11 protein-coding genes are annotated in these 12,674 nt (G+C 69.2%); 5 read left to right on the top strand and 6 right to left on the bottom strand.

What is annotated here, in order from left to right:
• Positions 1 to 3 precede the first annotated feature (3 nt).
• The 4 genes from ACIPY8_RS03590 (at position 4) to ACIPY8_RS03575 (ending at position 4,671) form a co-directional block, all read left to right on the top strand.
• Positions 4 to 1,257: a RuBisCO large subunit C-terminal-like domain-containing protein gene (locus tag ACIPY8_RS03590; RefSeq protein WP_400815037.1), complete on the top strand. Its 1,254-nt coding sequence runs from the start codon at positions 4 to 6 to the stop codon at positions 1,255 to 1,257.
• Positions 1,244 to 2,518: a four-carbon acid sugar kinase family protein gene (locus ACIPY8_RS03585; protein ID WP_400815035.1), complete on the top strand. Its 1,275-nt coding sequence runs from the start codon at positions 1,244 to 1,246 to the stop codon at positions 2,516 to 2,518. Before ACIPY8_RS03590 ends, ACIPY8_RS03585 begins: the two co-directional genes overlap by 14 nt.
• 61 nt (positions 2,519 to 2,579) lie before the next feature.
• On the top strand, positions 2,580 to 3,746 hold the full coding sequence (rhaI, locus tag ACIPY8_RS03580; protein ID WP_400817638.1) for an L-rhamnose isomerase: 1,167 nt from the start codon (positions 2,580 to 2,582) through the stop codon (positions 3,744 to 3,746).
• Between the two features lie 94 nt (positions 3,747 to 3,840).
• Positions 3,841 to 4,671: an alpha/beta hydrolase gene (locus tag ACIPY8_RS03575; RefSeq protein WP_400815032.1), complete on the top strand. Its 831-nt coding sequence runs from the start codon at positions 3,841 to 3,843 to the stop codon at positions 4,669 to 4,671.
• A gap of 84 nt (positions 4,672 to 4,755) precedes the next feature.
• Here the strand turns inward: ACIPY8_RS03575 and ACIPY8_RS03570 are convergent, their stop codons facing one another.
• The 6 genes from ACIPY8_RS03570 to ACIPY8_RS03545 form a co-directional block, all read right to left on the bottom strand.
• A complete protein-coding gene (locus ACIPY8_RS03570) occupies positions 4,756 to 6,171 on the bottom strand; it encodes an FGGY-family carbohydrate kinase (RefSeq protein ID WP_400815030.1) in 1,416 nt (471 codons plus the stop codon).
• The gene (locus ACIPY8_RS03565) at positions 6,168 to 7,223 is read right to left on the bottom strand and encodes a 2-hydroxyacid dehydrogenase (RefSeq protein WP_400815028.1); all 1,056 of its coding nucleotides are present in this window, start codon (positions 7,221 to 7,223) and stop codon (positions 6,168 to 6,170) included. The genes ACIPY8_RS03570 and ACIPY8_RS03565 overlap by 4 nt, the downstream gene beginning before the upstream one ends.
• Before the next feature lie 95 nt (positions 7,224 to 7,318).
• Positions 7,319 to 8,320, bottom strand: coding sequence for a sugar ABC transporter substrate-binding protein (locus ACIPY8_RS03560; protein WP_400815026.1), 1,002 nt, complete (start codon positions 8,318 to 8,320; stop codon positions 7,319 to 7,321).
• Positions 8,321 to 8,382: 62 nt separating this feature from the next.
• Entirely contained in the window at positions 8,383 to 9,387 is a 1,005-nt protein-coding gene (locus ACIPY8_RS03555; protein ID WP_400815024.1) for an ABC transporter permease, read from the bottom strand.
• Positions 9,384 to 10,907 carry a sugar ABC transporter ATP-binding protein gene (locus tag ACIPY8_RS03550; RefSeq protein ID WP_400815022.1) on the bottom strand — a complete coding sequence of 508 codons (1,524 nt, stop codon included), beginning with the start codon at positions 10,905 to 10,907 and terminating at the stop codon, positions 9,384 to 9,386. The genes ACIPY8_RS03555 and ACIPY8_RS03550 overlap by 4 nt, the downstream gene beginning before the upstream one ends.
• 171 nt (positions 10,908 to 11,078) lie before the next feature.
• Complete coding sequence (locus ACIPY8_RS03545; protein WP_400815020.1) at positions 11,079 to 11,828, bottom strand: DeoR/GlpR family DNA-binding transcription regulator; 750 nt, start codon at positions 11,826 to 11,828, stop codon at positions 11,079 to 11,081.
• A gap of 78 nt (positions 11,829 to 11,906) precedes the next feature.
• On the opposite strand from ACIPY8_RS03545, the gene ACIPY8_RS03540 reads away from it, so the two are divergent.
• Positions 11,907 to 12,671: a DeoR/GlpR family DNA-binding transcription regulator gene (locus tag ACIPY8_RS03540; RefSeq protein WP_400815017.1), complete on the top strand. Its 765-nt coding sequence runs from the start codon at positions 11,907 to 11,909 to the stop codon at positions 12,669 to 12,671.
• The last annotated feature ends 3 nt before the right edge of the window (positions 12,672 to 12,674 follow it).

The raw sequence follows: 12,674 nt of genomic DNA, 5'->3' as shown, positions 1-12,674 counted from the left end.
CCGATGAGCGATCACGTCACCGCCACCTACGTCATCGAGACGTCGCTGCCTCTCATGCAGGCGGCCGAGACCCTGGCCGGCGAGCAGTCGACCGGCACGTTCGTGCGGGTGGAGCGCGAGTCCGACGACCTCCGGGCGCGCTTCGCGGCACAGGTCGTCGAGCTCGAAGAGCTGCCGCTCACGGGCGACAGCGCCCTGCCCGGCACGGTCGGCGATCCCGCGCACCGGCGACGCGCACGCCTGCGGCTGCGGTTCCCGCTCGACAACTTCGGCCCGTCGATCCCGAACCTGCAGGCGGCGGTCGCGGGCAACCTCTTCGAGATCAAGGAGCTCGCGGCGGTGAAGCTCGTCGACCTCGACCTGCCCGCGGCGTTCGGCGAGCGCTACGGCGGACCCCGCTTCGGTCTCGTCGGCACTCGCGACCTCATGACACGTCCGGACGGCGCGCTGATCGGCACGATCGTCAAGCCCAGCATCGGCCTGTCCCCGTCGGACCTCGCCGAGGTGGTGGGCGAACTCGCCGCCGCCGGCGTCGACTTCATCAAGGACGACGAGCTGCAGGGCAACGGCCCCTCCGCCCCGCTCGCGGAGCGGGTCGCCGCCGTCATGCCGGTGCTGCGCCGTCACGCCGACCGCACGGGGCGCCTGCCCATGTACGCGTTCAACATCACCGACGACATCCACCTGCTCGAGAAGAACCACGACCTGGTCGTCGCGGCCGGAGGCTCGTGCGTGATGGTCTGCATCAACATGGTCGGGCTCGCCGGGCTCGCGCACGTGCGACGCTTCACCCAGGTCCCGATCCACGGTCATCGGGCCATGTTCGGCGCGATCAGCCGTTCGCCGCAGGTGGGCTTCTCGTTCGGCGCCTGGCAGAAGCTCGCGCGCCTGAGCGGCGCCGACCATCTGCACACGAACGGCATCTCGAACAAGTTCTACGAATCGGATGACGAGGTGCTGGCGTCGATCGCCGCGGTCCGCGCCCCGCTCGACGGCATCGGCGACACCGTCCCGGTGCTCTCGTCCGGGCAGTGGGGCGGCCTCGCGCACGCGACCTACCGCGCCGTCGGGTCGTCCGATCTGCTGGTGCTCGCCGGCGGCGGCATCCACGGGCATCCCGACGGCGCGCGAGCCGGCGTCGAGAGCATGCGCGCGGCGTGGGCCTCCGCCGAACGCGGCGAGAGCGTCGCACAGGCCCTGGTCGCCTCGCCCGAGCTGAGGCGCGCGACCGAGAGGTTCGGCGATGTCCGGCCCTGACCTCCTGGTCGGATACTACGGCGACGACGTCACCGGCAGCGTCGACGTGCTGCTGCAGTTCGCGCGCCGGGGGATGCGGGGATGCCTGTTCATCGGTCTGCCGTGCGTCGAGGAACTGCGCGATGCCGCGCGCACCCACGACGTCGTGGGGATCGCGGGTATCGCCCGCTCGCTCGCGCCGGAGCCGCTCGATGCCGAGGTGCGCCCGGCCCTGGAGGCGCTCCGCGCGCTCGCGCCACGGGTCGTGCAGTACAAGGCCTGCTCGACCGCCGACTCGTCCCCCGAGATCGGCAGCCTCGGTCGGGTGATCGAGATCGCGCGCGACGTCTTCGGGGTGGCACCCGTCCCGGTGCTGTTCGCGCAGCCGGACTTCGGCCGTTACACGGTGTTCGGCCACCATTTCGCGGCGGAAGGCGGGGTCGTGCACCGCCTCGACCGCCAACCGACGATGTCACGGCATCCGTCCACCCCGATGGGCGACTCCGACCTCGTCGCGCACCTCTCGCGGCAGACGCCGCTGCCGATCGCGAGCCTCCCGTGGACGCGGTACGCGTCGGCCGCCGCGGTGTCGCACGCGCTGGGCGATGAAGAGGCGGCGGCCGTCGTGCTGGATGCGCTCGACGACGCGCACCTGACTCTGCTCGGCGAGGCGCTGCTCGTGCGCGCCGACGGCCGGCATCCGCTCTTCGTGCTCGGATCCGGAGGGCTCAGCCGCGCGCTCGCCCTCGCAGGCCCGGCATCCGCACTCGCCGACGCCCCGGGCTCCCCCGGCCCGGTGATCGCGGTCTCGGGCAGCCGCTCCCCGCAGACGCGACGGCAGGTGGACGCCGCCCGTCGAGCCGGCTGGGCCGTGATGTCCCTGTCGGCGGACGATGCGACCAGGTCGGAGGCATTCGGGCTGCTGCGGGGCGGACGCAGCGTCGTGCTCACCTCCGACCGCGCGCCCGTCGTCGACGACGCGGCCGATCCGCTGGTGGCGATCGCGGAAACAGCGACCGCCGTGCTCGCCGATGCGCTGACCTCCGGTGCCACCGCGCGCGTGCTGATCTGCGGCGGCGACACCTCGAGCCGCGTCGTGCGTGGGCTCGGCGTGCGGCGCCTGTCGATCGTCGCGAACCCGCAGGACAACGTCGTGGTGCTGCGGGCCGGAGGCGAGGCGCCGTCTCTCGACGGCGTCGAGATGCTGCTGAAGGGCGGGCAGGTCGGCGACGACCACCTGTTCGAGACCTTCCGGCGGGGGCGGATCGCCTCCGATGGTTGACGCGCACCGCACTCGTGTCGTAAATTATGAAACGATTCATCCGTACAGAAAGCGAGTGACAATGTCCGTCCTCACCCCTGACCACCTCGCCGCGCTCGAGAAGCAGGGCATCGAGCTTCCCAGCTGGGCTTTCGGTAACTCCGGCACGCGCTTCAAGGTGTTCGGCACTCCCGGGACTCCCCGTGATCCGTGGGAGAAGATCGCGGATGCCGCGCAGGTCCACAAGCACACCGCGCTCGCCCCCTCCGTGGCGCTGCACATCCCGTGGGATCTCGTCGACTCGTTCTCCGACCTCCGTAAGCACGCCGAAGACCACGGTGTCGAGCTCGGCACGGTGAACTCCAACACGTTCCAGGACGACGACTACAAGTTCGGCGCGCTCACGCACGAGGACGCGGCGATCCGCCGCAAGGCGATCGACCACCACCTCGCCTGCATCGACGTCATGGACGCGACCGGCAGCCGCGACCTGAAGATCTGGCTCGCCGAGGGCTCGAACTACCCGGGCCAGGCCGACATGCGCGGCCGCCAGGACCGACTGCAGGCGTCCCTGCAGGAGATCTACGCGCGTCTCGGCGACGACCAGCGCCTCGTGCTCGAGTACAAGTTCTTCGAGCCGGCGTTTTACCACACCGACGTGCCGGACTGGGGAACGTCGTACGCACAGGTGGTGTCGCTCGGCGACAAGGCGTCGGTCTGCCTCGACACCGGCCACCACGCCCCCGGCACCAACATCGAGTTCATCGTCATGCAGCTGCTGCGCCTCGGCAAGCTCGGCTCCTTCGACTTCAACTCGCGCTTCTACGCCGACGACGACCTCATCGTGGGGGCAGCCGACCCGTTCCAGCTGTTCCGCATCCTGTTCGAGGTCGTGCGCGGCGGTGGCCTCAACAACCCCGACGTGGCGTTCATGCTCGATCAGTGCCACAACGTCGAGGACAAGATCCCCGGCCAGATCCGCTCGGTGCTCAACGTGCAGGAGATGACGGCGCGCGCGCTGCTCGTCGACCGCGACGCCCTCACCGCGGCGCAGAAGTCGGGCGACGTGCTCGCCGCCAACGCGGTCTTCATGGATGCGTTCTACACCGATGTGCGCCCCGCCCTCGCCGACTGGCGGGAGTCGCGCGGCCTCGCCGCCGACCCGATGAAGGCCTACGCCGAGTCGGGGTACCAGCAGAAGATCGCCGCCGAGCGCGTCGGCGGCGTCCAGGCCGGCTGGGGCGCCTGACCCCTCGATCCTCGAGACCCGTCGGGATGCGGGAGCCGATCCCCGCATCCCGACGACCCACCCCTCACCTCGCCGCTCGGAAAGGACGGATACCGTGGACGACCACGTGATCGACGGACCGCACGGTGCGCTCCGCGTGCGCACCTACGTCCCCGAGGCGCCCGCAGGCCCCGGCCTCGTCTGGGCGCACGGCGGCGGTTTCGCCGCCGGCGATCTGGACATGCCGGAAGCGGACTGGGTGGCCCGCGAACTGGCCGACCGCGGCATCGTCGTGGTCTCGGTCGACTACGCGCTCGCGCCCGTCCCTGGCTCATGGGCGCTGACTCCGGATGCGCGCGAACGCGCTGGCGCGCACTACCCGATCGCGTCGGACGAGGTGGAGGCCGCCTTCCGGTGGGCTGTGACCTCCGGTCTCGCGACCGGACCGTGGTCGATCGGCGGAGCGAGCGCCGGGGCGAACCTCGCCACGGGCGCGGCACTCCGTCTGAGCCACGGCACCGGCCCGGTGCCGGCACTCGCCGTGCTCGCCTATCCGACGCTGCACGCGGTACAGGGCGCTCCGAATGCCGCACTCCGCGCGGCGCTCGATGCGGACCCCGAGGCCGACAGGTCCGGTCCCGACCCGGTGCGCGCGATGTACGAGAACTACCTCGGCGGCTCTGTCGAGACCGCCGATTTGTACGCGGTTCCGGGGCTCGCAGCCTCCGACGTGCTCTCACGGTTCCCCGCGACGATCATGATCAACGGCGATGTCGACGAGCTGCGTGTCTCGGGCGAGACCTTCTCCGCCGCGCTGCGCGACGCGGGCGTCGCCACAGACATCTCCACCGAGCCCGGCGTACGCCACGGCCACCTCAATCAGCCCGACCTCCCCGGCGCGATCGCCTCCATCGAGCGTTTCGCCGCCCGCATCCTCTCCCTCTGAGGTCGCCGCCGCTTCGCTCGGGTCGCAGTTCGTGTCGCTGCACGCGGCACGAAGCGGCACCGACTGCGACCGGAACCGACGCGGTCAGCTCACGGCGACGAGCTCCTCGAAACGGACGCGGGCGGCGGCGTAGGCCTCGTGCGTGCGGGGGTCGGGCTGGAACTCCGCCTCGATCGACGCCGACGTTCCGCGCAGGGACTCGAACGACGAGATGCGCCCGGTCGCGATGCCCGCCAGCATCGCCGCGCCCTGCGCCGCGCCGTGTCCGCTCGTCGGCCGGAACACGGGGATGCCGAGGACGTCGGCCTTGATCTGCAGCCACGCGTCCGACGAGGCGCCGCCGCCCGTGCTGATGAGGCGATCGATCGTGAAGCCCGCCGAGCGCATGGCGTCGACGTCCCGCGCGAGCGCGAGCGCATTGCCCTCCATCGCCGCCAGCATGAGGTCGGTGCCGTCGGTCGTCAGGTCGATGCCCGCAAGGACGCCGCGGGCCGAGGCGTTCCAGGTCGGCGTGCGCTCCCCCGCGAGACTCGGCACCATGGTCACGCGACCGGGGCGAGGACGGGCGAGGATGCGGTCGGCCGAGCGGAGGTCGTGCGCGGAGTCGAGGCCGTTGACCCAGTCGATCGTCGCGCCGGCGGTGACCTGGGCCGTGATCAGCAGATCGACCTCGGGCACGCAGTGCCGGGAGTGGATGAAACCGGCGACCGCCGCGCCGCGCGGCACCGCGAGCATCGTCACGCTGGAGAACCCGGTCATGTCGACGAGCGGGTCGCCGGGGGCCAGCACTCCTGCTTCGAGCGCCGAGCCGATCGCGTCGATGCCTCCTGCGATCACCGGCGTCCCGACCGGGAGTCCTGTCTCCGCAGAGACCGCGGACGTCACCTCGCCGACCACGTCGCCAGGACGCACGAGCGCCGGCAGCAGCGAGAGTGCGGGGACTGCGGCGCGCAGCGCGGCGGGGAAGTCGCCCGCCTCCTCGTCGAAGCCCTGCATGAGAGAGGCGGTGGTCTCGTCGAGCACGGATGCTCCAGACAGCCGCCGCACGAGGAAGCCGTTGGTGGACAGCACCGCCTCGGCTCTGTCGAGCGAGTCCGCGCGATGCTCGGCCAGCCACAGCAGCTTCGCGGTGCCGAAGAACGGGTCGGCGCCGTTGCGCGAATCGGGCACGATCGCCGCGATCTCGGACGCCTCGTGCGCAGCACGGCGGTCGAGCCAGGTGAGCGCGGGCCCCGTCGGACGCCCGGCGGCATCCACCGCGACGAACGTCGGCGCCTGCGAGGTCACGGCCACCGCGAGCACGTCGAGATCGGACACGACTGCGGCGAGCGCGGTGCGCAACGCCTCCCACCACAGATTCGCGTCCTGTTCCGCACCCGCGCCATCTGTCTTCGTCGGATACGCCACCGAGCAGTCGGCGATGCGGTGCCCCTCGAGGTCGATCGCGACGACCTTGACCGAGCTCGTGCCCGCGTCGATGCCCAGGAGCGCTGGTCTCACAGCAGCGCCGCTCTGACGCCGTCGGTGAGCGGGTGCATCACCGGCTCACCGTGCAGGAATCGGCGCAGCTCGTCGGCGACACCACGCGCCGCGCGTACAGCCGTCTCCTGGCTGGCGCCCGCGATGTGCGGGGTGACGACGACGTCACGGCCGTCCTTCGCCAGGCGGAACAGGGCGTGGTCGAAGTCGACCGGTTCCTCCGGATAGACGTCGAAGGCTGCTCCGCCGAGCCCACCCGTCTCGATCGAGTCGGCGACGGCGTCGTAGTCGACCAGCCCGCCGCGGGCGGCATTGACGAGGAGGGCGCCCGGTTTCATGAGTGCGAGCGTATCGGCATTCACCATGCGGGCGGTCTCGGGGGTCAACCGGGCATGCACGGACACGAGGTCGCTGCGGCGGAAGACCTCGTCGGCGGTCGTCACCTGCTCGATGCCCGCGTCGAGTCGCCCGGCGGGAAGATAGGGATCGAAGACCAGCACGTGCGCGCCCATCGCCGCGAAGGTCCTCGCGACGTGTGAGCCGACGGCGCCCGCTCCGAGCAGCCCGATCACGGAGCCCGCGACCTCGCGGCCGACAGCATCCGACCTGTAGAGGTCGCCACGCCAGGTCGACGCCATCATGCTCGCCTGCGCCAGCGGGATGCGACGCATCAGGGCGAGCGCGAGCCCGATCGTCATCTCGGCGGTGGCGACGCCGTTGCGTCCGGGCACGTTCGCGACCTGGATGCCGCGCTGCCGCGCCGCCTCCACGTTGACGTTCGTGGGACCTCCGCGCGAGACCCCGATGAAACGCAGATCCGGCGCGGCATCCATCACCCGTTCGGTGAGCGGCGCGAGCTGGGTGACGATCGCGGTCGCCCCCTGCAGGGCGTCGATGAGCTCCTCCTCCGTGCCCGAGGCCTCGTCGACCTCACCCACGCGACCGAACGGGACGTCGGGCCAGCCGAATTCGGTCTCGACCACGGCGATGCCATCGGGCAGCGCCCTCTCGAGCTCCGCGCGGAACAGGGAGGAGCGGATGAAGCGGTCACCTGCGGCGAGCACTCGGATCATGATGAAGCAGGTCCTTTTCCGTCGCGGTCGTCGCCGCGGCATTGGTGAGGGCTACGGGGTGGCCACCCGCTGATGCGGATGGCCACCGGCGGGCGTCAGCCGCCGTAGATCTCGTCGTAGTAGTCCTGGGCGTTGGAGCTGTCGATGACCTCGATCGGCATGTACTGGTCCTTCTCGACGTCTTCACCCGCGAGCAGGTCGAGCGTGATGTCGATCAGGGCACGGCCATGGGCCTTGCCGCCGCCGAGGCTGATCGACGTCTTCTGCGGATCGCCGTTGATGATGTTCTGGATCTCGTTCTCGGTCGCGTCGATGCCGAACAGACCGAACGAGTCGAAGTCGGTGATGCCGGCGGACTTGACGCCCTCATTGCCGCCGACTGCGCCGCCGCCGCCGATCGTGGCGATGACCTTGAGTTCGGGGTTGGCCTGCAGGAAGTTCTCGGCGTTCGCGACGCCGTCCTCCGCTGTCAGCGCCGGAGCCGTGGCGACGAGCTCGGCGTTGGGGGCGAGCTCGGCGATGGCTTCCTTGATGCCGTTCGCACGATCGATGATCTCGGGGAAGCGCGGCAGATCCATCAGCGCCCACTGCACGGTCTCATCCGAGTCGAAGTTGTCGTTGATCCACGCGGCGGCCGCCTCGCCGTTGGCGTACCCGGTGTTGTACGCGTCGACGAGGTACTGGGCGTCGTAGTTCTCGAGCACCTGCGTGTAGCCGACGACCTTGATTCCGGCATCCTGAGCCTTCTTGGTGACGTCGACGAGCGCGTTCGCGTCGACCGCGCAGATGATGATCGTCGAGACACCCTGCTGGATGAAGTTCTCGATCTGGGTCACCTGGGCCGCGGCATCGTTGCGGGCGTCCACATAGGTGACGCTGAGACCTTCTTCTGCCCCGTACGACTCCGCCTCCTGCACGAGCTCGGCCCACACGGGGTTGCTCAGGTCGGAGAACGTGATGCCGACGCTCTGGTCGCCGCCATCGACCGCGGCGTCGCCGCCACCGCCTGGTTCGCTCGGGGAGACGGTCGTGCAGCCGGAGAGCAGCAGTGCCGCGACGACGCCGGCAGCTGCGGCGATGGTGCCGAACTTCTTCATGATGATTCCTTACTGTGTCGGGTGCGGTCGCCCGTCTTTGGAACGACCGCCGGAGGGAAGTGCTAGGACTTGACCGAGGCCACGGCCGGAGCCGTCAGGGAGACGCCGCCGATCTGCTTGCGCCGCCCGGAGGAGTTCTTCGACATCGCGTCGTAGATGACGGCCACGAGGAGGATGGCGCCCTTGATGAGCAGCTGCACGTATTCGCTCACGTTGATGAGGACGAGTCCGTTGTCCAGGACGCCGACGATCAGGACGCCGACGAACGCGCCGAACAGTCGGCCTCGCCCGCCCATCACGCTGATGCCGCCGAGCACGCAGGCGGTGAGCACGCTGAACTCGAACCCGGCACCGGTGGCCGACTGCGCCGAGTTGAGGCGCGAGAGCAGCAGGATCGCACCGATCGCGGTGAAGAAGCCGCACAGCGCGTAGACGAGGATCAGCGTGCGGCGGGTGTTGACGCCCGAGAGCCGCGCCGCCTCGACGTTGTTGCCGATCGCGTAGAAGTAGCGGCCGATGTACGTCTTGTTGAGGATGAAGAGGCCCACGCCCCAGACCGCGATGAGGAAGAACAGCGAGACGGGGATGATGCCGAACACCGCGCCCTGGCCGAGCAGCGAGAATTCCGCGGGGAAGCCGAAGATCGGCAGACCCTTGGAGATGAGGTAGCTGAGGCCGTTGAGCATCATCATCATCGACAGCGTCACGATGAGCGGTGCGACGCCGGTGAGGGTGATGATGAGGCCGTTGACGACACCGATCAGGGTGCCGAGGGCGAGCGCCGCGAGGCAGGCGAGGTACCACGGGAGCCCGACCTGGGCCATGAGCATGCCGGTGACGACCACGTTGAGGGAGATCTGGTAGCCGACCGACAGGTCGATGCCGCCGGTGATCAGCACGAATGAGAAGCCCACCGCGACGATGCCGAGAGTCGCGACCTGCCGCGCGATGTTGAAGATGTTGCTCGGGTCCAGGAAGTTCGGGGTCATCAGGCTGAACGCGATGATGAGGACGACGAGCACCAGGACGATGCCGATGTCCTTGATGCGTGGCAGTGCGATTTTCATTCGGGTTCTCCTTGCGCGGCCAGGGCCATGACGGTCTCCTGGGTGATCTCGTTCTTGTGGAGGATCCCCTCCTGGGTGCCTTCGCGGAGCACGACGACGCGGTCCGACATCCCGATCAGCTCCTCCATGTCGGACGAGATCATCAGGATCGTCTTGCCCGCCGCGGCGAGCCGGTTCATGATCAGGTAGATCTCGGCCCTGGCTCCGACGTCGATCCCGCGGGTCGGCTCGTCGAAGATCAGCACCTCCGGGTCGGTCGCGAGCCATTTCGCGAGCACGACCTTCTGCTGATTGCCGCCACTGAGGTTGCCGACGATCTCGGCTCCACTCGGGGCTTTGATGCGCAGGTCGGTCATGTACTCGGCCGTGAGGTCACGTTCGGCCTTCGGGGAGATGACCGTGCCCCGCGACAGCTTCTTCGTCAGCAGCGGCAGCGTGATGTTCTCCGCGATGCTGAACGGCAGCACCAGGCCGTGGCGCTTGCGGTCCTCCGGCACCAGTGCGATGCGGTTGCCGATCGCCTGGATCGGCGAGCGAGAGACGACGGAGCGCCCGTGCAGCGTCACCTCGCCCTCTTCGATGCGCTTCGCCCCGAACAGCAGTTCCATGAGCTCGGTGCGACCGGCGCCGATGAGTCCTGCGAATCCGAGGATCTCCCCCGCTCTCGCCTCGAATCGGATGCCGCGCACACCGTTGCCCGAGACGCCGTCGACGCGCAGCGTGACCTCGCCCGGCTCGAAGCCCCTGGCGGGGTATCCCTCGGTGAGCTCGCGGCCGACCATGAGGCTGATGAGTTCGCGCCGGGTGGTCTCGGAGGTCTGCTTTGTGGCGATGTGACGGCCGTCGCGCAGCACGGACACCCGGTCGGAGAGCCGGAAGATCTCCTCCATACGGTGCGAGATGTAGACGATTGTCATGCCCTCGGCGCGCAGCGCGTCGACGACCCTGTACATCGCTTCGACCTCGGCGGCCGTGAGCGGCGCGGAGGGCTCGTCCATGATGAGCAGTCGCGCGTTGCGCGACAGTGCCTTCGCGATCTCGACGATCTGCTGGTAGCCGGTGGTGAGATCGCCGACCAGTTCACGCGGATCGATGTGCACCCCGAGTCGGGCGAACAGCTGCTCGGCCTTGGCATACATGCGCTTGCGGTCGAGCACGGGGCCGCGCAGCAGGTAGTGCCCGAGGAACACGTTCTCGGCCGCGTTGAGCGTGGGCACGAGCGTGAACTCCTGGTAGATCACGGCGATGCCGAGGTCCTGCGCTAGTGCGGGGGTCAGCTTGTCGTACGACTCGCCGTCGACCACGATCGAGCCGGCGCTGGGCTCGACGGCACCCGCGAGCACCTTGATGAGCGTGGACTTGCCCGCACCGTTCTCGCCGACGATCGCGTGCACCTCTCCGGCATGGAGGTCGAGCGATACGCCACCGAGCGCGGTGACTCCGGGGTAGAGCTTCGTGATGTCCGACAGCGTGACGTCGATCGACGAGGTCTCGGGGAGGGCGTCCTCGATGACGCTCATCGGGCGACCACGGTGTGGGTCGGATTCGGGCTCCGCGTGGCCATGTGAACACTCCTTCGTGCCGATCGGTTCGGATCAAGAATGTTCGATCAAGTTAGATCATGTCAAGTCGCGTGCGAAAAAAGTCACACGAAAGAACATCGACGTCACGGCGGTCGGAGACGACGCCGCTCAGAGGACGGTCGGGACCGCGTGCTCGTACGGTGCGAGCTCTGGAGAGTCGGCATCCAGCTCGGTCGCGAGGACCGCGACCCTGGCGAGGGGGACGGATGCTGCCGTCGCCGTGCCGTCCAGCTTCTCGGCGTGCACCCCGATCACGATGTGCGCCGACGAGCGGGCGAACGCGCGCTTGAGCTCGGCCTCCTCCAGGGTGTCCTCATAGCAGGCGCGGTCGTCCACCGCCGCCGCCGAGGCGAAGAAGCTGGAGAACCGCATGCTCTCGAGGAACGCCGTGGCGACAGGGCCGATGAGTGAATCGGAGCGCCGGTCCGCCGCTCCTCCGGTCAGGATCGCCGTCACTCCAGGCTTGTCCTGCAGCACCTGGAAAGTCGAGAGCCCATTGGTCACGATCGTGAGGTCGTCGGTGCCGACGATCTCCTGGGCCAGTCGGTTCATGGTGGTCGAGGAGTCCATCGCGATGACGCCGCTCGACGGCACGAGCGGGAGCAGCTTCGCCGCGATCAGCGACTTCTCCTCCGCGTGCGAGCGCTCACGGCCGTGGAAGCTCACCGGCCCGCTGTAGACGGCGCCGCCCCTGACTCGGCGCGCGATCCCGCGCTCCTCCATCGCAGTGAAGTCGCGGCGCACGGTCATCTCGCTGACGCCGAGCGACTGCGCGGCATCCGTGAGGGAGATCGCCTTCGATTCCCTGAGGCGCGCCAGAAGCCAGTTCCACCGCTCCTCGGCCGCCAGTGACTTCACACGATCAGTATAGGGAGAACGCCATATCTCACACGTTCTCACATCGGCGGGTTCTGCGCTCCGGATAGATTTCCTCTCATGGGTCTCACGGGCAACCTCGACGCGCAGCGTCGTCGCGAAGAACTGGTCGAACTCGCGGGCGCGCCCGAAGGCGTGATGATCGAGGCGGCCGCCGAGCAGTTCGGCGTCTCGAGCATGACCATCCGCCGCGACCTGCTCGAGCTCGAAGCCGAAGGCCTCATCCGTCGCGTGCGGGGCGGCGCCACGGCGTCCCCCCGCGCCCGACCGTTCGACGCCCGGCGCGCGATCCGCGCTTCGGCCAAACGCACGATCGCCGAGAAGGCCCTGCGTCTCGTGCCCCCGTCCGGCACGATCGCGCTGGACGCCTCCACCACGATCAGCATGCTCGCCTCGATGATCGGTCCCCGAGACGGTCTCGCCATCTACACGAACTCCTTCGAGACGTTCCAGATCCTGCACCCGGTCGACGGGGTGACCGCCGTACTCTCCGGTGGATCCGCCGAGCCGACCACCGGCAGCTTCGTCGGCCCGATCGCACGGCGCAGTCTCGGGTCGATCTACTTCGACCTGTTTTTCGCTTCGGCGGACGGACTGGATGCCGCGGACGGCACGTCCGAGGTGTCGCCGGAGGAGGCAGACCCGAAGCTCGCGATGGCCACGAACGCCACCACCGTCGTGGTGTGCGCGGACTCGAGCAAGCTGGGGCGCCGATCCGTGGCGCGGGCGCTCGAGTCCGCCGACTACTCGATCCTGATCACCGAGCTCGATCCGGACGACGAGGCGCTCGACCCGTTCCGCCGCGCGGGCCGACAGATCCACTGATGC

This window comes from Microbacterium sp. NPDC089696 (assembly GCF_044749125.1).
Lineage (GTDB): Bacteria > Actinomycetota > Actinomycetes > Actinomycetales > Microbacteriaceae > Microbacterium.
Note: the sequence above shows the minus strand (reverse complement) of the source record. Positions and strands in the feature narration are given on the sequence as shown.

Coding starts and splice junctions, on each gene's coding strand:
- ACIPY8_RS03585 (WP_400815035.1), top strand. CDS start 1,244: ATGTCCGGCCCTGACCTCCTGGTCGGATACTACGGCGACGACGTCACC.
- ACIPY8_RS03565 (WP_400815028.1), bottom strand. CDS start 7,223: ATGATCCGAGTGCTCGCCGCAGGTGACCGCTTCATCCGCTCCTCCCTG.
- ACIPY8_RS03540 (WP_400815017.1), top strand. CDS start 11,907: ATGGGTCTCACGGGCAACCTCGACGCGCAGCGTCGTCGCGAAGAACTG.
- ACIPY8_RS03550 (WP_400815022.1), bottom strand. CDS start 10,907: ATGAGCGTCATCGAGGACGCCCTCCCCGAGACCTCGTCGATCGACGTC.
- ACIPY8_RS03555 (WP_400815024.1), bottom strand. CDS start 9,387: ATGAAAATCGCACTGCCACGCATCAAGGACATCGGCATCGTCCTGGTG.
- rhaI (WP_400817638.1), top strand. CDS start 2,580: ATGTCCGTCCTCACCCCTGACCACCTCGCCGCGCTCGAGAAGCAGGGC.
- ACIPY8_RS03590 (WP_400815037.1), top strand. CDS start 4: ATGAGCGATCACGTCACCGCCACCTACGTCATCGAGACGTCGCTGCCT.
- ACIPY8_RS03560 (WP_400815026.1), bottom strand. CDS start 8,320: ATGAAGAAGTTCGGCACCATCGCCGCAGCTGCCGGCGTCGTCGCGGCA.